This is a genomic window from Pseudomonas sp. LBUM1660 (assembly GCF_059695935.1).
This window is the reverse complement of sequence record NZ_CP166795.1, coordinates 852,924-874,188: the sequence shown is the minus strand read 5'-3', so window position 1 is coordinate 874,188 and position 21,265 is coordinate 852,924. Positions and strand designations below refer to the sequence as shown.

General features: G+C 60.8%; 18 protein-coding genes. 3 read left to right on the top strand and 15 right to left on the bottom strand.

The window, feature by feature from the left end; translation table 11 throughout:
• Positions 1–145: 145 nt before the first annotated feature.
• The 5 genes from ACA068_RS03910 to ACA068_RS03890 form a co-directional block, all read right to left on the bottom strand.
• Complete coding sequence (locus ACA068_RS03910; RefSeq protein WP_497307763.1) at positions 146–2,101, bottom strand: DUF1302 domain-containing protein; 1,956 nt, start codon at positions 2,099–2,101, stop codon at positions 146–148.
• Between the two features lie 60 nt (positions 2,102–2,161).
• Positions 2,162–3,451 (bottom strand): phospholipase, encoded by a 1,290-nt coding sequence (locus ACA068_RS03905; RefSeq protein WP_497307761.1) that lies wholly within the window; start codon positions 3,449–3,451, stop codon positions 2,162–2,164.
• 262 nt (positions 3,452–3,713) lie between these two features.
• The gene (locus tag ACA068_RS03900) at positions 3,714–5,282 is read right to left on the bottom strand and encodes an FGGY-family carbohydrate kinase (protein ID WP_497307759.1); all 1,569 of its coding nucleotides are present in this window, start codon (positions 5,280–5,282) and stop codon (positions 3,714–3,716) included.
• Positions 5,283–5,501: 219 nt separating this feature from the next.
• Entirely contained in the window at positions 5,502–7,106 is a 1,605-nt protein-coding gene (locus ACA068_RS03895) for a glycerol-3-phosphate dehydrogenase/oxidase (protein WP_497307757.1), read from the bottom strand.
• Positions 7,107–7,111: 5 nt separating this feature from the next.
• Positions 7,112–8,707 carry an FAD-binding oxidoreductase gene (locus ACA068_RS03890; RefSeq protein ID WP_497307755.1) on the bottom strand — a complete coding sequence of 532 codons (1,596 nt, stop codon included), beginning with the start codon at positions 8,705–8,707 and terminating at the stop codon, positions 7,112–7,114.
• A gap of 209 nt (positions 8,708–8,916) precedes the next feature.
• Here ACA068_RS03890 and gliR point away from each other — a divergent pair, with 209 nt between their 5' ends.
• Both gliR and ACA068_RS03880 read left to right on the top strand, forming a co-directional pair.
• Positions 8,917–9,945, top strand: coding sequence for an AraC family transcriptional regulator GliR (gliR, locus tag ACA068_RS03885; RefSeq protein ID WP_497307753.1), 1,029 nt, complete (start codon positions 8,917–8,919; stop codon positions 9,943–9,945).
• Positions 9,946–10,345: 400 nt separating this feature from the next.
• Positions 10,346–10,711, top strand: a complete 366-nt coding sequence (locus ACA068_RS03880; RefSeq protein WP_497307751.1) for a DUF6124 family protein — start codon at positions 10,346–10,348, stop codon at positions 10,709–10,711.
• A gap of 119 nt (positions 10,712–10,830) precedes the next feature.
• On the opposite strand, the gene ACA068_RS03875 is transcribed toward ACA068_RS03880, so the two are convergent.
• The 9 genes from ACA068_RS03875 to mdaB form a co-directional block, all read right to left on the bottom strand.
• Positions 10,831–11,199 (bottom strand): glyoxalase superfamily protein, encoded by a 369-nt coding sequence (locus ACA068_RS03875; RefSeq protein ID WP_497307749.1) that lies wholly within the window; start codon positions 11,197–11,199, stop codon positions 10,831–10,833.
• Between the two features lie 55 nt (positions 11,200–11,254).
• Positions 11,255–12,667, bottom strand: coding sequence for a hypothetical protein (locus ACA068_RS03870; protein ID WP_497307747.1), 1,413 nt, complete (start codon positions 12,665–12,667; stop codon positions 11,255–11,257).
• Positions 12,668–12,766: 99 nt separating this feature from the next.
• Positions 12,767–14,224: an N-acyl-D-amino-acid deacylase family protein gene (locus tag ACA068_RS03865; protein WP_497307746.1), complete on the bottom strand. Its 1,458-nt coding sequence runs from the start codon at positions 14,222–14,224 to the stop codon at positions 12,767–12,769.
• A 1-nt stretch (position 14,225) separates the two neighbouring features.
• Positions 14,226–15,086, bottom strand: coding sequence for a MurR/RpiR family transcriptional regulator (locus ACA068_RS03860; RefSeq protein ID WP_497307744.1), 861 nt, complete (start codon positions 15,084–15,086; stop codon positions 14,226–14,228).
• Positions 15,087–15,101: 15 nt separating this feature from the next.
• Positions 15,102–16,451: a GntT/GntP/DsdX family permease gene (locus ACA068_RS03855; RefSeq protein ID WP_109627859.1), complete on the bottom strand. Its 1,350-nt coding sequence runs from the start codon at positions 16,449–16,451 to the stop codon at positions 15,102–15,104.
• 187 nt (positions 16,452–16,638) lie between these two features.
• Complete coding sequence (locus tag ACA068_RS03850; protein ID WP_497307742.1) at positions 16,639–16,989, bottom strand: SulP family inorganic anion transporter; 351 nt, start codon at positions 16,987–16,989, stop codon at positions 16,639–16,641.
• A 204-nt stretch (positions 16,990–17,193) separates the two neighbouring features.
• The gene (locus ACA068_RS03845; RefSeq protein WP_497307740.1) at positions 17,194–18,087 is read right to left on the bottom strand and encodes an NAD-dependent epimerase/dehydratase family protein; all 894 of its coding nucleotides are present in this window, start codon (positions 18,085–18,087) and stop codon (positions 17,194–17,196) included.
• A gap of 103 nt (positions 18,088–18,190) precedes the next feature.
• Positions 18,191–19,102 carry a LysR substrate-binding domain-containing protein gene (locus ACA068_RS03840; RefSeq protein ID WP_497307738.1) on the bottom strand — a complete coding sequence of 304 codons (912 nt, stop codon included), beginning with the start codon at positions 19,100–19,102 and terminating at the stop codon, positions 18,191–18,193.
• 222 nt (positions 19,103–19,324) lie between these two features.
• Entirely contained in the window at positions 19,325–19,915 is a 591-nt protein-coding gene (mdaB, locus tag ACA068_RS03835; protein ID WP_497307736.1) for an NADPH:quinone oxidoreductase MdaB, read from the bottom strand.
• A 161-nt stretch (positions 19,916–20,076) separates the two neighbouring features.
• On the opposite strand from mdaB, the gene ACA068_RS03830 reads away from it, so the two are divergent.
• Positions 20,077–20,391 (top strand): putative quinol monooxygenase, encoded by a 315-nt coding sequence (locus tag ACA068_RS03830; protein WP_497307734.1) that lies wholly within the window; start codon positions 20,077–20,079, stop codon positions 20,389–20,391.
• Here the strand turns inward: ACA068_RS03830 and ACA068_RS03825 are convergent.
• Entirely contained in the window at positions 20,381–21,145 is a 765-nt protein-coding gene (locus ACA068_RS03825) for a sulfite exporter TauE/SafE family protein (protein ID WP_497307732.1), read from the bottom strand. The genes ACA068_RS03830 and ACA068_RS03825 overlap by 11 nt on opposite strands.
• Between the last annotated feature and the right edge of the window lie 120 nt (positions 21,146–21,265).

The window sequence follows — 21,265 nt, the reverse complement described above, 5'->3', positions numbered from 1 at the left end:
TGCAAAACACAGCAGATCCACTGTGGGAGCGAGCCTGCTCGCGCAAGCGGTGCGTCAGGCGACGTTTGTGTTGGCTGTGCGGCCTTCTTCGCGAGCAGGCTCGCTCCCACAGGGTCTGCACTTGCCCATAAGTTGTTCTGGGCAATCACAAGAAGTACTTGAGGTTGAAGCCGACGTTGTCACGGTCGCGAATACCGTTGTTCTGCCCACCACCGTAGAACTCGGTGTATTGCAGTTCGGCCTCCAGCCTGTTCTGGTAGTTGGCCTTGATCCCCAGGGTGTAGGCCTTGCGGCCTTCGATGGTGTTGCCCGCCTGGTAGCTGTTGCCCTTGAAGTCATCCTTGTAGACGACGTAGGGCGAGACGTTGACCCCGGCATACACGTCGTTCCAGGTGCCGTTGAACATCGCGGTGTAGCTGTAGGAGTCGCGGTTGACCTGGTCGCCGCGATCACCTCCGGAAACATAGGAATAGTTACCGGTGCCGGCGTAATAACGGGTGCTGCCGTCATAAGCGGTGTAATGCAGGCTGCTGCCACGCAGGTGCTCGGACGCCAGTTCGAACACGCCAAACATCGAGTCGAACGACAGGCTCGGGCCGAAGTTGTAGATGGTGCCCAGGGAGGTATTGAACGCTTCAACCCGTTCGGCGTTGTTGATCTGGCTGTCGAGCGTGACGCTCTGCCCGCCAATGTTGATGGTCTGGCCGGCCGCCGCTGCGGCAGCGCCGTTGGCCAGGTCGCCAATCAGGTCATTGGTGGCGGCGACCCCGATGGGCAGGTTCGGCCGATAGGCCACTTCACCGAACACCGACGCCTGGCCCAGGGTGGTGTTGAAACTGAAGCCGTACATGCGGATGTCTTCGGCGTAGCGACGATGCGCCTGAATATTGCCCAGCACATCCGCGGTCGCCAGGCCGTTGGCCAGTTGCCGGGCCTGACTGCCGGCGACACCGGCCAACAGATTGGTCAGGGCGTTCATGTCGATGCCTTGGTAATTACCCAGATCGGCGGAGACGGTCGGTTCCTTGGCGTGATAGTTGACCATGTACAACCCGAACTCGGTGCTGTTGAACTCTTCTGCGATATAGCGAAAAGCGAAGCCGAACTGGCCGTCGTTGCGCGCGTTGTAGTCCTTGCCGACCGAGGCCACCTTGAGGGTGTTGCCGAAGGCCGGGGTCACCCCGTTGGCGTACAGGCCGGTGGTGCTCAGAGCCTGGTTGAGCAACGGGTTGTTGCCCAGCGCGCTGTACAGACCGATCACGTTACCGAAGCCGGGCACCGGGGTGTCCAGCGCGGTACCGGTAAAGTTGTTGTAGGCGGTATTGCCGCCATCGGCGAACAGGTCCGTCTGCGAGTAGAACGTGCCAACCGGATCGATGCGGGTTTCCTTCCAGTTCATCTGGTAGAAACTTTCCATGGTCAGGGTGTCGGTCAGGCCGATGTTGAAGCTGAGCGCTTCCACCGGTACCAGCACTTCCTTGACCTCGGCCCCGGGCAAACGGTACTTGGCTGCGTCCACCGGGTTGGTGGTGTTGATCCCGCCGCGGTAGAAAATCCCCTCGCCCCAGTTGAACACCTGGCGCCCAAGACGTGCAGTGACCGGCATCTGTGCGACGTCCCAGCTCCCATGGACGTAGGCGTCGAGCATTTCCACCCGGCTGCCGGCAATGTCGCGGGTCTGACCAGTGAAGTGGTCGTCCTGGGGGTAACTCTGACTCGGTTGCGACGGGCTGTTGTTGCGGTAGTAATCGTTGCGCTTGTCCATCAGCTGGGTGTCATAGAACGCGGTGCCGCGCATGAACAGCCCGTAGTTCTGATAGTTGGCCTCAAGCTCCGAGGTGATCTTGTAAACCTCGGAAACCAGCCCGGTGTCGAAGTTGCGATTGCCATCGTTGGTATTGACGTCGTCGTTGCTCTTGTCCCGGCCCTGGACCCGCCACAAGCGGCCATAGGACAAGGTGCTGTCGAACGAGCCTGTGACCTGTTTGTCCAGCACGCTGAACTCCACAGCCTGCACCCTGTCGACCGCGCACAGTTGCAGCAGCCCTGCCAGCCCGACTCCGGGTAGCGCCGCGCCAGTCAGGCGCAATCGAATCCTCATGATCTGTTCCTCCTTCCCTATTCTTTATGTTTTTGAGTCCTGGCAATGTTGCCGCGATGGCTATGGCGCCAAGCCCGCTCTGACATAAATTCGGCTGTGCGCGCCGAAATGTCCCAGCAGCTTGAATAGCTTCTGATTCAGAGCGGGATGGTCGTAGTCTTCGCGCTGCACCTGATTGCTGTCGCTGAAATCGCTGGTGATCGGAGCCGTCTCCAGCCACTGCCCGATGGCCTCATCAAACGCTGCGGATTCGTCGGCGGACTGAGCACTCACCACGTCACGCAGGTAATCCACCGAGTACGGTGGGTAACTGGCGTCTTGTGCCAGATCGCCGTAAACCTCGAGCATCGGACGTGCCTCGCCGGCACGCACCAGGCGCCGAAGCCAGACCGACTGATATTTCTCCACTTCCATGTGCCGGGTGGCGACCCGTTCGATGGCCGCGTGTTTATCGGCATCAAACCCGGCCATCGCCTTGCCTTCGATCAGCAGCAGACTGGCCAGCTCGACGCCGGGCAACGGCTTGGCGTGATAAGGCTGGGTCAGGTCCTGGACGTGGTGCAGGCCCCAACCGAGAAAACGATAGCCCCAGTAAGGATGGCCACTGGCAAATGCCAGTCGCGCCAACCCCATGTACTGGTAGGCGCGCCAGTCCGGCCAGCTGCGCTCAAGAAATCCGGCAGCGGCATACACCACCGCGCTTTCATGGAAGAACCCCATGTGGAGCGGCGCCTGGGAGCTGTACTGAAACCGCGCATCGCCGAAAGGCTGCGGGCCGAAGCCGTACAACGCGGCCACCTCGCCGGGGTTGTCGCTGAACAGGTTGATGTCGTGGCCGTAATCGGGCTCGTCGGCGGCGCTGGCCAGCACGGCCAGGGGCGCTACTTTTTCGCCGTTTGCCACGCGGATGAAATGCTGGCGATTCCACGGTGAAAGGGTCTGTTCGACCATCACCTGCTCGGCCTGGAGGTGTTCACGCTCGGGCAAATCCTTGCCCGGCAGCGGCTGGATGACCATGGCCAGATGAATCTGAGGATTGATCCGCAACGCGGTGAGGAAATCGTGCTGCAGAGTGTCCCCAGGCACGGCGGGCAGCTTCAGGTCATCGGGGCGAGGCGGATACTGGACGAAGTGCTGACGGGCGAAGCGTTCCTGTTCTTCCAGCAGCGCGGTCACTGCTTCGTACTGCTGCGCGATAAACTGCTCCAGTGGCTCGACTTCGACCGAAGGTGCTTCGCGCAAGGCCGGCAGATCCTGCAACGCCAGGTAACTGCCCACCGTATGGTTGGACCAACCCCAGGCCGTCGGGGCCGCTCCACAAAGTAGCAGCAGGAGAAATGTCAGCTTCATTGCTTTTGGTTCTTATTAGATGTGCCGTGGGGGTTGAGCCTAACAACCGACCTTGACCCTGACACTGTCCAATCTCACCAAAAAAGTTCTCCGATAGCGCCACGCCGAGATGTCTTTTTTGTGGGCGCGGGTGTGTGCTGACACACGAGAAGAATGGGGCGTCAGGGGTGTTCAGGTTGTACACGGCCCCTGTAGGAGCTGCCGAACGCGGCCCGAACCTTCGCCAGTTCCTACAGGGATTGCATCTGGCGCGAAACACGCGTCAGGCCGGGTAGCCGGTGATCTTGCGAATGCTTTGGTACAGAGGCTTGAGCTGTCGGTACATGCGCAGGTAGACGTCTTTGTACAGTTGCTCATAGATCTGCTGCGCCTCGGGTTGCGGCATGAATACCGCGCCGACCCGGGTCATGGCAGCCATCGCCGTGGGAAAATCCTCGTGCAGCCCAAGCCCTACCGCGCAGCAAATGGCCGCTCCCAGACCGGACGCTTCGTAGACATGCGGACGCTCGGCCGGCAGGCCGAAAATGTCGGCTGTGAGCTGCATCGCCGCATCACTCTGGGAGCCTCCACCGGCGACTCGCAAGCACTTGACGGAGACCCTGGAACGCTTCTCGATGTTCTCCATGCCTTGGCGCAAGGCATACGCCAGTCCTTCGAGGATCGCCCTATAGATATGTGCGCGGGTATGCACATCACCGAAACCGATCATCGCGCCCTTGGCTTCCACACCCGGCTCGCGAATACCGGGCGACCAGTAGGGTTGCAGCATCAGGCCCATGGACCCCGGCGGCACTGCGTTAACCAGCGCGTCGAAGAGTTGCTCAGGCTCTACTCCCTGTGCTTTGGCCTGCTGCATTTCCCGCAGACCGAATTCGTTCTTGAACCAGCTAACCATCCAGTAGCCGCGATAAATCATGACCTCGCAGTTGTATTGATCCGGCACCGCAGATGGGTAAGGCGGAATCAAAGGGACGATTTCCAGGTAGCGCGACCGCGTACTGGTGATCGTCGCCGTGGTGCCGTAGGACAGGCACACCGTGTCCGCGTCGACCACGCCGGAACCCAGCACTTCGCAGGCCTTGTCGGCACCGGCGGCGATCAGGGGCAGGCCTTCGGGAATGCCGGTGTGGCGGCTGGCTTCGGCGCTGATATGGCCCAAGGTTTCACCGGGTTTGTGCAGGCTGGGTAATTGCTCGGGACGCACCGCCAGTGCCTGCCATTTCCAGTCGGCGGGAGCAGCCCAGCGCAGGCGTTTGAAGTCGAAGGGCAGGTAGCCGACGCAACAGCCCACCGAATCGACAAAACGCCCGCACAGGCGATGGGTGAGAAACCCCGAGAGCAGCAAAAATTTGTCGGTCGCCGCCCACACCTCAGGCTGGTGGCGCGCGATCCAATTGGCCTCGGCCTGGGCGCGAAAATAATCCACAGTGGCTTGCGCGCCGACCAGTTTGAACAGCCAGCCCCACGGCCCCTTGATGCCGCCTTCGACTTCGGTCTGGCGTTGATCGAGCCACAGGATCGCCGGGCGTAGCGCCTTGCCTTGGGCATCGACGTTGATCAATGTGCCGCGCTGGGTGGTCAGGGACACGCCGGCAATCTCTGTACGATCGATGCCGGTTTGCTGCCATAACTGCTGGCAGGCCTCCCCCAGTTTCGCCCAGTAATACTCCGGGTCCTGCTCGGCCCAGCCGGGTTGTGTCGAGTAATAGGCCTGCAGCTCGACCTTGCCTTTGCCCAGCAGATTGCCCTGCAGGTCAAAGAGCAGTGCGCGCACGCTCTGGGTCCCATTGTCGATGGCCAGCAGGTAACGCTTGTTCGGATGGTTATCCATGGAGCTCTCTTCAATGGGCATGGGTCGCGCACATTCCTGAATTTTTATAATCCGTAGCAGCCATAACCCGTAGCAGCTGTCGAGCGTAGCGAGGCTGCGTCCGAGAACAACGTTTTCGCCATCCCTGCTCCGGAGTTTTTTCTGAAACACCGAGTTGGATTTTTTACGAGGGCTTCGCCGCCGAACGGCGCCTCGCTGCGCTCGACAGCTGCTACAGGGCTACGGGTGCTCAACGCGGCAGCTGGGCAAACCATGATGGTGTTGCCATAACGCCTGATAGCGCTGCTGCTCCTGCTGCCAGCGCTCATCGTCCCAGCCCAGCCGTGGCTGGCAGAGTTGACGGATTTTCGGCCAATAGTCCTCGGCACCCCGAGGCAGCAACAGGCCCAGTCGGGTTCGGCGCAGCAGCAGGTCATCCAGGTGCAGAACCATTTCCGTGTCGCAGGCAAAGGCAAGCTCTGCCCACAAGGTGTCAGTGGCACCAACGGTGTCATGGCCCAGTTCTGCGAGTAGTTGCGCCAACCTCGGCAGGTCACGGCCATGCCGCCCGGCCAGGCGCCGCCACTGGCTGCCATTGAGCCCCGCAATCGCCAGCGGCGGCACGACGGCAAACACCGGCGCACCGTCATCACTGAGGGGGCGCCCGAGCATTGTCGCGCAGGCCTTGAGCACTTCGATGGCCTGCGGGCGAAAGGTGGTCAGCTTGCCGCCGGCCAGGGTCACGCAGCCGGGCTCCAGCCACAGCACATGCTCACGGGTTTCATTGGACGGTTTGCCCTGGTGCTCACCCGCAGCGCCGCCCACCACCGGGCGCACGCCCGACCAGGTCGACAGCACATCGGCGGCGACCACTTCGGCCCGAGGGAACTGCTGGGTGCAGGCGGCGAGCAGGTAGTCGAGTTCCTCGGGGCTGATGCTCGCGCTCTGGTCCAGATCCTCTTGATGATCGAGGTCTGTGGTGCCGACGACCGTGGCGCCCTCCCAAGGAAAAACAAACACCGGTCGACGGTCGCGCTCGTGCAGGAAGGTGAAGGCCTGTGCCACCGGCAGGCGCCATCCCGGCAGCAACAAATGACTGCCTCGCAATGGGCGCAACTGACGAGGGGCGTCGGGCGCGCGCAAGCGTTCGGCCCAAGCGCCGGTAGCCACGGCCAAAACGCGACACCGCAATGGCAGTGACGAGCCGCCTTCGCAGTCCTCGACTTGCACCCCGCAAACCCGCCCCTCTTCACGCAGCAACTGCTGCACGCGCATCCCGTTGAGCACCACGCCGCCGTCGGCCCGAGCCTCGCCCAAAACGCGCATCACCAGGCGGGCGTCATCGGTCAGTGCGTCGACAAAACAGGTGCCACCCAGCAAGTGATCTTCCCTCACCCCCGGCGCCAGATAACGCAGCTGTTGCGCGTCATGGAAGTGATGGTTGCGCCGCCCGGCCAAGGCGTCATAGATGCTCAACAATCCACCCAGCACCCGCGGGCCGGGAAAGCCGCCACGGTAATGCGGCATCATGAAACTCATTGGCTCCACCAGCCCCGGCGCTTCGTCGAGTAGGCGCTGGCGTTCGCGGACCGAATCGCGGGTCAGGCGCCACTGGCCCTTGGCGATGTAACGCAAGCCGCCATGGACCATTTTCGAGGACCGGCTGGAGGTGCCCCAGGCAAAATCGCGCTGTTCCAGCAGCAGGCAGCGCCAGCCTCGGCGTGCGGCTTCACGCAGGATGCCGGCGCCACTGATGCCGCCGCCAATGACAATCAGGTCCCAGGTTTCTTCCGCCAGCGTCGGCAGCACTTGCTGCCGCCACGCGGCGTTCCAGTCCAGGCTCATGGCCGTCACTCCTGCAGCAGCGTGCCAGGGTTCAGTCGCCCGGCCGGATCGAAATGCCGGCTCAGCGCCTGCAAGGTGTCCATCGCCAGCGCGCCCTTCTCCCGCAGTAGGTAGGGTGCATGGTCCTTACCCACACCATGCTGGTGACTGATGGTGCCGTGGTTGTCGACGATGGTCTGGCTGGCCGCCTGCTTGAGCGCCTGCCAGCGGGCAAGCGTGGCCGGGTAGTCCGCCGCGGGACGAAAGACATAGGTGGTGTAGATGCTCGAGCCTTCGCCATAGACATGGGACAGGTGGGTGAACACATGCACCCGCTCGCCTTCAGCGGCCAGTGCATCGCGCAGGCTGTTTTCGATCAGGGTGAGCAAGTTGTCGACATTGCTCCAGTCGGTGGCGGTTTCCAGGGTGTCCACCACATAACCGGCGTTCCACAGGTTCTCGCGCAGGTAGGGAAAACGGAAGCGGTTCTGCGCCCACTTCTTGCCGAGCAAGGTGCCGGTGAACACCCCGCCGAAAGCCTTCAGATGCTGCCGGGCCTGACTCAGGGACAGCGCATTTTGCCGGCGATTGCCGGTCACGCCGAACGTCAGCAGGCATTTGCCCACACCGGCACCACGCAGGGCCAGGTACTTTTCCAGCCAGGCGATCTGCTGCGGGTGACCGGCCAACGCCAGCTGGGTTTCGGTTTCCACCGCGTTGGACAAGCGCAACATCGACAGCGGCACGCGCGCCTGGGCCAACTGGCGGATGGCTTGCAGCGCCTGCGGCCAGTCGGGCAGAAACACCCCGTAAAAACGCTCATCGACCGGTAGCGCGCTGACCCGCACTTTGACCTCGGAAATAATCCCGAAACGGCCTTCACAGCCCAGCACCACCTCGCGCAAATCGGGACCGGCGGCCGAGGCCGGGAAGGTGGCGATTTCCAGAGGACCGGCAAAGGTTTCCAGGGTGCCACCAGCGAACAGTTGCTCGATTCGCCCGTAGCGCAGCGACTGCTGGCCACTGGACCGGCTGGCGACCCAACCGCCAAGGGTCGACAGTTCCCACGATTGCGGAAAATGCCCCAAGGTGTAACCACGGGCGCGCAGCTGACTTTCCACCTGCGGCCCCGTGGCGCCGGGGCCGAAAGTGGCCAGTAGGCTCTGTTCGTCGAGGTCCAGCAGGCGATTCATGCGGGCCAGGGAAACCGTCACCACTGGCCGCGCGGAACTCGGTGGATTGATGTGCCCGGCCACCGAAGTGCCGCCGCCGTAAGGAATCAGGCACAGGTCCTGCGCCTGAGCGAGCGCCAGCAACTGACGGATCTGTCCGGCGCTCTCGGGGAAGGCCACGGCATCGGGATAAATCCCCGGTGCTCCTTCGCGCAACGCCAGCCAGTCCGGCAGGCTCTGACCCCGTGCATGCAGCAAACGATCATGCGCACCCACGCTGTACAAGGGGTATTCCTGCAGCCGCGACGCCGGTACGCGGGCCAATGCCACCTCGAGCGTTGCATCGGGCAGCGTGCGACCGGCACCGAGCCGTTCAGCGAGAAATCCCGCGCCTTGGGCCGGCAGTTCGACCACCGTGGTTGCATCTCCCCAGCCGTTCCAGCGTCGCATGCGTGTGTCCTTTTGCGGTTCTTATCAGTATGTTTCAGGCCCCCATACTAGCCAGCTGCCCGAAAGTGTCACGGTCGTATCCGGCCAGTTCGAGTAGCCAATTGAGTCAAACGTCGCGCAAGTGTCAGCCATTTACTTTAGCTGTGGTTTCAAATTACCTTTCAGGGCATTCATCCGCGCACGCGGGCCTTGATCAAAGGAATACGATCATGCAATCCCTGGGCTTCACCTCGGTTCCTCCGCTGCTCAAATACCTGCGCCATGCCGAACAACTGGGCGTGGCCATCGAGCCTGCGTTGGCGGCTGCCGGGTTGCAGGCGCAGCAGTTGAGTGACAACAGCCTGCGGTTGCCGGGTGAGGCCCATGAACGGTTGCTCGATTATTTCTGCGAACACTCGGGCGATCCGTTGTTCGGCCTCAACTCCGCGCGTTTTGTGTTGCCCAACTCCTGGAGCGTGCTGGGCTACATCACCATGAACTGCGCAACCCTGGGCGATGCCATGAGCCGCATCATGCCGTTCGAGAAGCTGGTGGGAGACATGGGGGTCAGCCGCGCCGACGTGCAGGACGGCGACGTGCATCTGATCTGGACATGCCGCCATCAACGCCCGCGAATCCGTCGGCACCTGGTGGAAAACGTGCTCGGTTCCTGGCTGCAATACGCGCGCTGGATCGCCGATATCCAGCTGTCGCCGGCCGCCGTCTGGCTCGAACATGCACGCCCGGCCGACACGACGCTTGCGCAGTACGAACAGTTCTTCGACTGTCCGGTGCTGTTCGACCAGCCTTACTCGGCACTGATTGTCCCGTTGACGTATTTGCAGTTGCCATTGCGCCAGGCCGATGCGCAATTACTGCGCACCCTGGAAGAACATGCCCTGGGATTGATGGCCACGCTGGAGGATGCGTCGCTGGAGCAAAGGGTCAAAAACATCCTGCGCCAGTTGCTCAAGGAAGGGCTGCCGCGCAAGGAGCAGGTGGCCGAGCAGTCCGCGGTGTCGGTGCGCACGCTGCAACGCCAGCTGCATCAGGCGGGCACTTCGTACCAGCAGATCCTTGATGACCTGCGCCAGGAGCTGGCAGAGCATTACCTGCTGAACAGCACCTTGCCGATTCAGGACATCGCCCAGTACCTGGGTTTCACCGAACCACGTTCGTTTCACCGTACGTTCAAAAGCCGGCGCGGAATACCGCCTGGCGAGTTTCGCCAGACCCACCGGGTGTCGGATGAAGGCTGAGCGCTAAAATCCGACATACAAATCCTCGATTTTTGAAGTGCAATAAACACACTGCATCGCAGGTGTTTAAAGACACTCAACGTTACGCGACAAAGCCCACAAATCCTTGCGCCGCTGCCTACGACTGCGCCAGAATCCGCCGGTTTTTTGCGCTGGCGGGCTGCTCGGTAACTTGGATCTCGTCACTGATTCCCAGTGATCGAGCTTAGCGGCTCGGTAGGTATCCACGGTTGTACAAGTCCTATCCAGTCAGGCTCTCGCCTGCACTCGATGGTGGCTGTGCGCATGGCATCTTCGGATGCACCGGGTTTGGATGCTTACCGGTCCGCTAACTTGCGCACAGCTGCCTCCCTTTCGCTTAGCGGCGAAATGGACGCAGCCTCTTTAGAGGTAAGCATCCATGTTCAAGGAAACGCCAAACCCGCCGCCCACCGATCCGGCATCCCCCTACGAAACACCGGAATCAAAGAAATTCCACGCAGCCGCCGAGCGGGCCCTCAACCACTATCTAGGCCCTCCGGCCGCCCACGTCATGGCCAAACCCTACCACCCCAACCGCCTCTACATGGCCAACCCGGCGTCCGGCACCGAACCCTTGCTGACCGACGCCTGCGAAACCCTTGGCTCAGCCACCGTCATGCTCAACGACTTCGCCGCCTTGCTCGAAGGCTCGCACCGCAAAACCGTGCAAGGCATCGCCCAAGTAGTCATGGTGGCGGAAATGGCGGTCAATCAAGTGTCGGATAAACCAGTGCCCTCTGAGTGATCAATACGGTGACAACGCCGCTTGCTACATTGGCCTCTGCTCCATGAACGAAAAAAGCCCGCTGCCAAACCGCAAGGGTTTGGCAGCGGGCTTCTTTGCGCGGCTTGCAACTTTTCCGCTCAGAGGCTGATCGCGTTGGTGAACACCAACCGATTGCCGAACGGGTCGGCGATGGTCATGTCCTGGCTGCCCCACGGCATGGCCTGAATCTGCGGGTGCGAAAACGTGTATTCCTTGGCGATCAACTGGTGCTGGAACAACTCAAGCTCATCGGTCTCGATCCGCAAGGCTGAACCCGGCGTCGCATCGCCGTGGTGTTCGGACAGGTGCAGTACGCATTCGCCGCGAGACACCTGCAAGTACAACGGGAAGTTCGCTTCGAAACGGTGCTGCCAGTCGATCTTGAAGCCGAGGAAGTCGACGTAGAACTCCAATGCCTTGGTCTCGTCGAAAATCCGCAGGATCGGGGTGGTTTTGCCGAAGCTCATGGAGTTGCTCTCGCCAAGTGAAAAACGGCCGCATGCGGCGGATAGTGAATCAGAATCAACGTACAGTTCTGATGCTGTGTGTTTCATACGACTCGGGATTCTTGTCTATCCCCGCGAAGTAGAAGTAACCATAGTCTTGCAGGTAGTAGTACGTTTGCGTGCGAACGTACTTCCCTGACTGCACTCGACATTTAAGTTTTTTAGCGGATCCGCTCAGCGCGTTATGCAGTTCGCTGGCCACCAGCTCACTCATGACCGTGCAGTCCGTGCTGCTTTCATAACGATAGGTCTCACCGAGCACCGAGTTCACGACCCTGGATGTATCGCTGTATCCAAGTTGGCCATTAATGGGCATGTGCTGCCAATCGCCGTGAAAAGTCAGGCTGGTGATCATGTTCGTGTCCTTGACCGAAGTATCTTCCATCGACGTAAAGTACATTTGGCCGGTCAGCGTGAACATGCCTCTGAAACTGATGTTGTTGTGTTCATAACCGACATCCACCGAACGCTCACTCAACTGCTGTGAAGCCGGGTCGGTTTCAATGAAGATTTTCTGATTGATTTCACTGTTTCTTCCCGGGGAGATGTACTGGCCGACCACCTCAAGATAGTTCAACGCCTTGATCGGTGGCGGCATGTTCAACGCCTTGATAGACGCAGCAACATCATCGGCAAGCGGTGGTAATTGGACTGGCGCTTGTTTTTTTATCCGGGGAACAAAAAGAGGCAGTGTCAGAGTCGACTGAGGGTTGTCGCACACCATTGTGAACATCAGACGGTCATCCAGGGGACGACTGGACATGGACTGAGGGGTCCGCACAAAACCTTCCTTGCCATCGGTCACCGTATTGCTCGCATCCAAAGCGTAGCCCGTGAGCAGGCGGTAAGTCTGCTTTGTGCAATCAATGGCGAGGTGCTCACGCTTCTGCGAGTAGGGAGCACTGTACGGTACGTCAAGGGCGACCGCTGGATAATCCCGGGCGGCCCACAACTTGAGTTCGGCCCCTTCAGTTTTCAGGCTGTTGCGATCAATCAGCAACCACGGCTCATCACCGCTGTTTCTCACCACACGCCAATCGGGCACTGGCGTTTCGGCACAAGCCTTGATGAAGCCAGGGTTGCTTTTCAGCACAGGGTAAACAGAAGACGGAATCGTCTGTCCTGCCGTGTACTGTTGGTTATTCACGCCCAGATACCGGCGTCCTTGACCGCCGAAATACAAAAGGCGGGCCTGAGCAGCCATGCAAGAAGCCTCAAGCTGTGCTGTCAAACCTGCCTCTGCCGGCGTTCCTTCTGACTTGCTGAGTTGAAAGCTCAGTACATCGCCTTCGCGCAGAACTGAGTCGGCCACAATGGGGTTGACCAAGACACCACTGAACAGTCTTTGCGCCTCCGCAGCCTGCCGCGCCTGAGGGCTGACGCAACCCGCGAGTAACGAAAGGGCTACCAGTAAAGTAATGCGATGCATGAGATTCCCTAAGCAGTCGATGCCAACTCCATCAATGCATAACGATTCGGCGCGAAGGCGGGAATCTTTAGTCTCACAATGCCATCATTGAGGAAACGTTCACATAAACCCGTCACGCAAATCCCCTTCCCGCGCCAGAAACCGCCCTTCACGTTCCCCGTTCGCCTGCCCTTCGCTGTAACTCAACACGCCGTTGACCCATACACCTTCAATCCCCTCCGCCGCCCGTTGCGGGTCACTGAAGTCCGCCACGTCGCGAATGGTCAGCGGATCGAACAACACCAGGTCCGCCCAATGACCTTCACGGATCTCACCCCTTTCCTTCAAGCCAAAGCGCGCCGCCGACAGGCCGGTCATTTTGTGTACGGCGGTGTGCAGCGCAAACAGCCCGACGTCGCGACTGAAATGTCCAAGCACCCGTGGGAAAGCGCCCCACAAGCGCGGATGCGGGAACGGGTCTTCCGGCAAACCGTCAGACCCGACCATCGACAACGGATGGGCGAGGATTCTTCGCACATCGGCCTCGTCCATGCCGTAGTACACCGCGCCGGCCGGTTGCAGGCGGCGGGCAGCGTCAAGCAAAGGCACGTTCCATTCGGCGGCGATGTCCATCAGGTCGCGGCCGCCCAGCTCCGGGTGCGGCGTGGACCAGGTGATGGTGATGCGATGGGCGTCGGTGACTTGCTTGAGGTCCAGGGTCGAAGAACTCGCCGCGTAGGGATAGCAATCGCAACCCACGGGATGAGTCTTCGCCGCTTCCTCAAGCGAGGCCAGCAATTGCGGACTACGCCCCCAGTTACCGACCCCCGCGCATTTGAGGTGGGAAATGATCACCGGGGATTTCGCATGCCGGCCAATCTGGAACGCCTCGTCCATGGCCTCCAGCACCGGTTCGAATTCGCTGCGCAAATGGGTGGTGTACACCGCGCCAAATGCCGTCAACTCTTCGGTCAGCTGCATCACTTCATCGGTGGACGCCGAAAACGCGCTGGCGTAGGCCAGACCCGTGGATAACCCCAACGCGCCGGCCTCCAGACTTTCGCGCAGTTGCTCGCGCATCGCGCTGATTTCATCAGGCGTGGCAGTGCGAAACAGGTCGTCGAGATGGTTGCTGCGCAGCGCGGTGTGGCCCACCAATGCGGCGACGTTCAGCGTGGTGTTCGCGGCTTCGACCGCCGCGCGGTAATCGCTGAACTTCGGATAAACAAACGCTGCGGCAGTGCCGAGAAGGTTCATCGGGTCGGGCGGATCGCCCTTCAAACTTACTGGCGAAGCGCTGATCCCGCAGTTGCCGACAATCACCGTAGTTACGCCTTGGCTGAGCTTGGGCAACATCTGCGGCTGGCGGATCACCACCGTGTCGTCGTGGGTGTGCACGTCAATAAAACCCGGCGCCAGAACGTGGCCGGCGGCGTCGATTTCTTCGTGGGCGGTGGCCTCGTGCAAGTCGCCGATGCGCGCGATGCGGCCATTCAGAATCGCCACATCGGCGGGGTAGCCGGGGCGGTTGCTGCCGTCGATGATCAGGGCGTTGCGAATCAGCGTGTCGTACAGCATGTCAGTCTCCCAGCGGCAAGTGATCGTCGCCGCCGCGGTAATCGTCGAGGGCGAGTTTGATCCGCCGCAGACGTTCTTGATTGTCTTCAGGATTGGCCAGCGCCAGCTCGGTGGCAAGCACGTCGATGGCCAGCAGCATGCCGTAGCGCGCCGCCGTGGGTTTGTAGATGAACGAGGTCTCGACGCCTTGCAGCGGCAGCAGCACATCCGCCAATTGCGCCAGCGGCGAATCGGCGCGGGTGATGGCGATAATGCGTGCGCCGTAGTTGCGGGCCAGCGCGACCACTTCGAGCAACTCGGGCGTGATACCGGTCAGTGAGCAGGCGATGATTGCATTGTCGGGGCCGAGGCTGGCGGCGGTGACGCGCATCATCACCGGGTCGTGGCACGCCGCAATCGGGTAACCGAAGCGCACCAGCCGCACTTGCAGCTCATCGCTGCACAAGGTCGAGCAACCGCCCAGGCCGAAGGCATGAATCATCCGCGCCTTGCCCAGCAGTTTCACCGCATCGGCGAACCGCGATTCGTCGAACGCCGACAGATGCTGACGCAGGGTCGACTCGATATCGCCGACGATCTGCCCGTAAAACGCCGACTGATCCGGCGTCCCCGCCGGGTCGAGGAAACGGCTGCCGACGCCGCTGGCCTGGGCCAGTTGCAGGCGCAGATCGCGCAGGTCGCGACAGCCCACCGTGCGGGCAAACCGCGACAGCGTGGCGGTGCTGACCTCCGCCCTCTGCGCCAGCTCATCGAGGCTGGCGGCGGAGGCAAAGCCGACGTCGTCGAGCATCAGCCGTGCAATGCGTCCTTCACCGGCACTGAAGGAATCCTGACGGGCGCGGATCTGGTAGAGGATGTCCATGGCAGGCGGCTCCGGTTAAATCAGGTAAGAAAGACCCACGGTCAGCGCGAAAGCCACCACCGAAATAATGGTCTCAAGCACGGTCCAGGTCTTGAAGGTCTGGGCGACGGTCATGTTGAAGTATTCCTTGATCAACCAGAAGCCGCCGTCGTTGACGTGGGAAAAGATAACCGACCCGGCGCCGGTCGCCAGCACCAGCAACTCCGGATGCGGATAACCCAAACCGATGGCCACTGGGGCGACGATGCCCGACGCCGTGGTCATGGCCACGGTGGCGGAGCCGGTAGCGATGCGCATCAACGCCGCAAACAGCCAGCCCATGATCAGCGGCGACAGGTGAAATTCGTCAGCCAGGCTGACGATCTGATTGGTCACCCCGGCGTCCACCAGAATCCGGTTCAAGCCACCGCCGGCGCCGACCAGCAAGGTGATGCTGGCGGTCGGCGCCAGGCATTCGTTGGTGAACTTGAGGATCGATTCGCGGTTGAAGCCCTGGGCGATGCCGAGGGTCCAGAAGCTCAGCAGGGTCGCCAGCAACAGCGCAATCACCGAGTTGCCAATGAACAGCAGGAACTGGTTAAAGCCGCTGCCTGGTGTGGAAATCAGGTTGGCCCAGCCACCGATCAGCATCAACACCACCGGCAGCAGAATGGTCGCCATGGTGATGCCGAACCCCGGCAGGCTGTCGCGCGGTTCGCGGTCGAGGAACTGGCGTTCCAGCGGGTTTTCCGCCGGCAGTTGAATGCGCGGCACGATGAACTTGGCGTACAGCGGGCCGGCGATGATCGCCGTTGGAATGCCGATCAGGATCGCGTACATCAAGGTCTGCCCGACCGACGCCCCATACACCTGCACCGCCAACATCGCTGCCGGGTGCGGCGGCACCAGCGCATGCACCACCGAGAGCCCGGCGACCATCGGCAAACCGACCATCAAAATCGACACGCCAACCCGGCGGGCCACGGTAAAGGCAATCGGCACCAGCAACACAAAACCGACCTCGAAGAACAGCGGCAGCCCGACCAGAAACGCGATGCAGACCATCGCCCAGTGCGCGTTTTTCTCGCCGAAACGGTCGATCAAGGTCCGCGCCACCTGCTCGGCACCGCCGGACTCGGCCATCATCTTGCCCAGCATCGTGCCCAGCGCCACGACCAGCGCAATGTGCCCCAGGGTTTTGCCGACCCCCGCCTCATAAGCGCCGACCACGCCGGACGGCGGCATGCCCGCCAGCAGCGCGAGGCCGATGGAAACGAGAGTGATGACAATGAACGGATTGAGTCGGTAACGGGCGATCAGAACGATCAGGGCAATGATGGCGATGGCGGCATACACCAGCAGCCAATAGCCGAAGGACAGGGTCATGCGGTACTCCTCGAAAGGGTCACGTCGAATGGATTGTGAAACTCTTAAATCATTTCGATGCGTGACTTTCAAACGAGGTGAAAGTTATTTTCGTGCAGAGGTAAGGGTTGTCGCGCAGAGGTATGCGAGGTCGGTGGATATGAAAATCAGGCAGGCGAATTTTCATCCTGCCTGCCGGGATGGAGCGTCAGTCGTGATTCACACGAGCGCGCTTGAGCAGTTTCTGGGAATGCCCCAGCCTCAGCAGCCCGAACGCCAGCATGATCAGGCCACCGAGCAACACGGTGGCGAGCAAATACTGCACGCCGTGCTGCACCACCAGCGCGACGATCACCACCGCCATCGAACCCGCCGCACCGGACACCATCCCCGGCCGGCCGCCGAAGAGCGCGGTCAGTGTGCAAATGATGAACGCGCCGTAAAGCCCCATCAGCGGATTGAGGTGGGCCACCAGCGCGAAGGTAATGCATTCGGGGAGCAGGGCGAAAGAAGTGGTGAGTCCGGCCAGGACATCGGCGCGCAGACGTTTGGGTTTCATGGAGGATTGAACACGACAGGGAGAGAGGGCGCGGATGTTACGGAACTGAGTACAGCCCGGCCAGTTGTTGGGACTTCGCAAATGCATTCGCGGGCAAGCCTCGCTCCTACAGGTATTGTGCCGCTCGCTAATTCCAAGAACGACACAAAAACCTGTAGGAGCGAGGCTTGCCCGCGAAGAACGATGACGCGGTCTACAGCGAACTCACACCATCTCGTCACGAATCCATTCAACCACCGACGTCCGTTTCGGCACCCAGCCCAGCAATTCACGCGCATGCTTGCCGCGAACCCGGCTGTTCGAGCCCAGGCCATAGTTGGCCATTTCATAACCCCATTCGGCTTCGGCGTCTTTCAGCGGCCAGTCTTGCGCCTTGCCCAGTTTCAGGACTTCAGCCATGGCCGTGGTCATGTCGATGAAGGACGCCTCACCGCTTTCGACGAAGTAGAACGTGCCCGGTACATTCTTGGTCAGTGCCAGCAGATACAGGGCGACCACGTCTTCGATGTGCACGTTGGACCAGATGTTCTGACCCGTGCCGACATGGCGAACCACACCACTTTTACGCGCCTGTTTCAGCAAGCGCGGCAATTGCACGCTGTCGCGATTGACGCCCAGGCTGTGACCGTAGATCAGCGTGTTACAGATGACGGCCGAATTCACGCCGTCGTTGGCCGCCGCGAGGATCAGGTTGTCGATGGCCACACGGGCGGCCTTGTCGACGGTCGGTTCCGGCAGGTTGTCTTCGACGTAGATGACGTCACTGGATTTACCGCCCGACGCATCGCCGACGATGCTCGAACCGCTGGTGTGCAAGAACACTTTGTGGGAGCCGCGCAGTGCGTCGATCATGGCTTGCACCGCGCCGCGATGGTCGCTGCTGGCGGCGTTGATCACAGCATCGGCCGCGCGGGCCTGTTCGGCCAGTAGTGCGCTGTCGTCAAGAGTGCCGATCACCGGGGTGATGCCCAGCGCGCTCAGCTCATTGGCTTGTTCTTCACTGCGCACCAGGCCGGTGACCTTGTGGCCAGCGCGAACCAGGCCAGTGGCGATGGAGCCGCCGATGAAACCTGCAGCGCCGGTAACGAATACGTTCATGGAGAAACTCCCTGCGTTAATAAGTGATGCAACGAGTATCGAGGACCGCTCCGTGCCGAAACAGACCCTGTTGCCCAATTCACTCTTGCGCCGGAGTCACGAATCAGCCCTTGAAATCCGCATTCGCGTAAGCCGCCAATTTGCCCTGAATGAAGTCCAGGAAGCACTGAATCCGTAGGGCAAGTTGCGAGTTACGGTAGTACACCGCGTTGATCGGCTGGCGATAGCCGCTGTTGAAATCCGCCAGCAACACTTGCAATCGACCCGCGCGGATGTCGTCGATCGTCATGAAGTGCGACAGACAGGCAATGCCCTGGCCTTCCAGCGCCAGGTGCCGGATCGTCTCGCCACTGGAAGCGCTGATCGACGCCTGAATCGGCCAGCGATCACCGTGCACATAGCGCAGCGGCCACTGATTGAGTCCCTCGTTCTGGGTAAAACCCAGCAACGCATGCCCGGTCAAGTCCGCAACCGCCTTCGGTGTGCCGTGTTGCTCAAGGTACGCCGGGCTGGCGACGATGTGCAGCGGGCTGCAACCCAGCGAGCGTGCGTGCAACGTCGAGTCGGCCAGGGTGCCGATGCGGATGGCGATGTCGGTGCTTTGCTCCAGCAAATCGATGATCAGGTCGTTGCTGTTGAGTTCAAGCTGGATGTCCGGGTAGAGCCGGCGGAATTCATCGATGTACGGCACGATGGCGTGCAGCATGAACGGCGACGCGGCGTTGATCCGCAGACGCCCGGACGGGGTTTGCTGACGTGAGTTCAGGCGTTCTTCAAGCTCGTCCATCTGATCGAGAATCAGCTTGGCGTGTTCGAAGAAATACTTGCCCTCCTCGGTCAGGTCCATGCGCCGCGTGGTGCGGTTGATCAGCGTGGTATCGAGTTTGGCCTCCAGCCGCGACAACGTACGGCTGACCGCCGAAGGCGTTTGCCCGACCTGCTCGGCCGCAGCGGAAATCGACCCGCACTCAATCACGCAGACGAAAATCTGCAACTCATCGGATCTGGCTTTCACGTGTGTCCCTTATCGATACTCAGCACCGCTCTACTGTACAGAGGAAATCTCTTGTGGCGAGGGAGCTTGCTCCCGCTGGTGCGCGAAGCGGACCCAAAACCAGCGACTGCAGTGGTTCAGATAGATCACGCCTGCTGACTTTACGACGGCTTCGCTGCCGAGCGGGAGCAAGCTCCCTCGCCACAGGTTCGTGCCGGGTCAGCTATCGATAGTAGCCGAGCCTCACGCCTTGAGGCCAAACACCTCAGTCAAGTGCTGCTCATAGCGCGCCACATCAGCCTCGATATTCGGGCGTTTCATCACATCGACCGCCAGGAAGGTTGGCAAACCGGTCATGCCGAGGAATTCGTTGGCCTTGTGAAACGGGAAGTACACCGCGTCCACGCCCTTGCCTTCGAAGAAGTCGGACGGGTCGTCGAAGGCTTGCTGCGGTGCGTTCCAGGTCAGGGACAACATGTATTGCTTGCCCTGCAACAGACCACCGCTGCCGTACTTTTGCGACGCATCGGAGCGCGTGCGGCCATCACTGGCGTACAGGCTGCCGTGGCCTTCGGTGAAGACTTCGTCGATGTACTTCTTGACGGTCCAGGGCGCGCCCATCCACCAGCCGGGCATCTGATAAATGATGACGTCGGCCCAAAGGAATTTGGCGACTTCTTCAGCGACGTCGTAACCCTCGTCGATGAAGGTGGCTTTCACATCGACACCGCCGCGATCCAGCACGCTCAGCGCGGCTTCATGCAGGGTGGTGTTGTAGCGGCCATCGGAGTGGGCGAACTTTTTGCCGCCATTGAGTAACAGGACTTTTTTCATGAGAAGTCTCGGAAGGTTGGAATTCGATGGCGGCAGAGTAGCGATCTGCCTCGCGCGGAATAAGCGCTGAATTCACAAAATTCATTTGACCAATACGCACGAATCGACAGGCGATTGTTGCCATACACTTGCGCCGATTCTGAACTTGAGGAGATTTTCTGATGAGTGAATTGCAAGGTTTCATCCTGCACGCCAAGACCCGCCCGGAAAAATCTGACGCCTTCGAAGCGTTTTTCAGCGGCCATGTGCAAGCAAGTCGCGCCGAGCCCGGCTGCATCGAGTACCACATGCTGCGGGACAAACAGGACCCGACGCTGTTTATCTTCTACGAGATCTGGCAGTCCCAGGCGCACCTCGACGTGCACTCGAACCTGCCGCACATGCAGCAGTTCCGCGACATGCGCATGGAATACCTGGAACGGGATTTTGATATCCGCGCCATCGACATGCTCAGCACGTCGTCCGCTACCCGCTGATCAGCAAGTGGCCGCCGAGCACGCCGAGGCCGATGAAGAACACTCGTTTGAACAGCACAGCGCTGATCCGCTGACGCAGCCATTGGCCGAGCAACATGCCAAGTACCGCCGGGATCAGCACCAGCAGCGACGCACTCAATTCGCCACCGCCCAAAGCGCCGCGCCATAACAGCCCGGCGGCAAGGGCGAGCGTCGAGACGGTGAACGACAGACCTAGCGCCTGCACGAGTTCGTCCTTGCACATGCCAAGGGCTTGCAGATAAGGCACCGCCGGAATCACGAATACACCGGTGGCCGACGTGATGACGCCTGTCAGCACTCCGCACAGCGGCCCGAGCCAGCGTTCGGTGCTGCTGCCGACACGCAAGGTCGGCAGGAATAATCCGCTCAAGGCGTAGAGCAACAGCGCCGCTCCCAATGCCCGCACCACCCAGTGCCCCCCGGCCATACCAATCCACAACGTGCCAGCGCCAGTGCCGATGAAGATCGCCAGCAACATCGGCCACAGGCGTTTGATCAAGCCGAGCAAATGCCCACCGAATGCCAGCTGCCAGACGTTGGTCAGGGTCGCGGGGATGATCAGCAGCGCCGCAGCCTGCGACGGCACCATAGCCAGACCGAGCAAGCCCATGGCGATGGTGGGCAAGCCGAGGCCGATCACACCCTTTATCATTCCGGCCAGGAGGAAGGTGACGATGACCAGTAATGAAAGGGTCAGACCGAGGTTTTGATAGAACGCAGCGAGAGTATTCATGGGGCAATGGTGAGCCCTGGCTGGCTGATTGAAAATCTGCCATATACTGATTTTGCCTCTTGTTTTGGCAGAGGCTGAAGAATCTATTGATGCAACTGACGCCTTCGCGGGCAAGCCTCG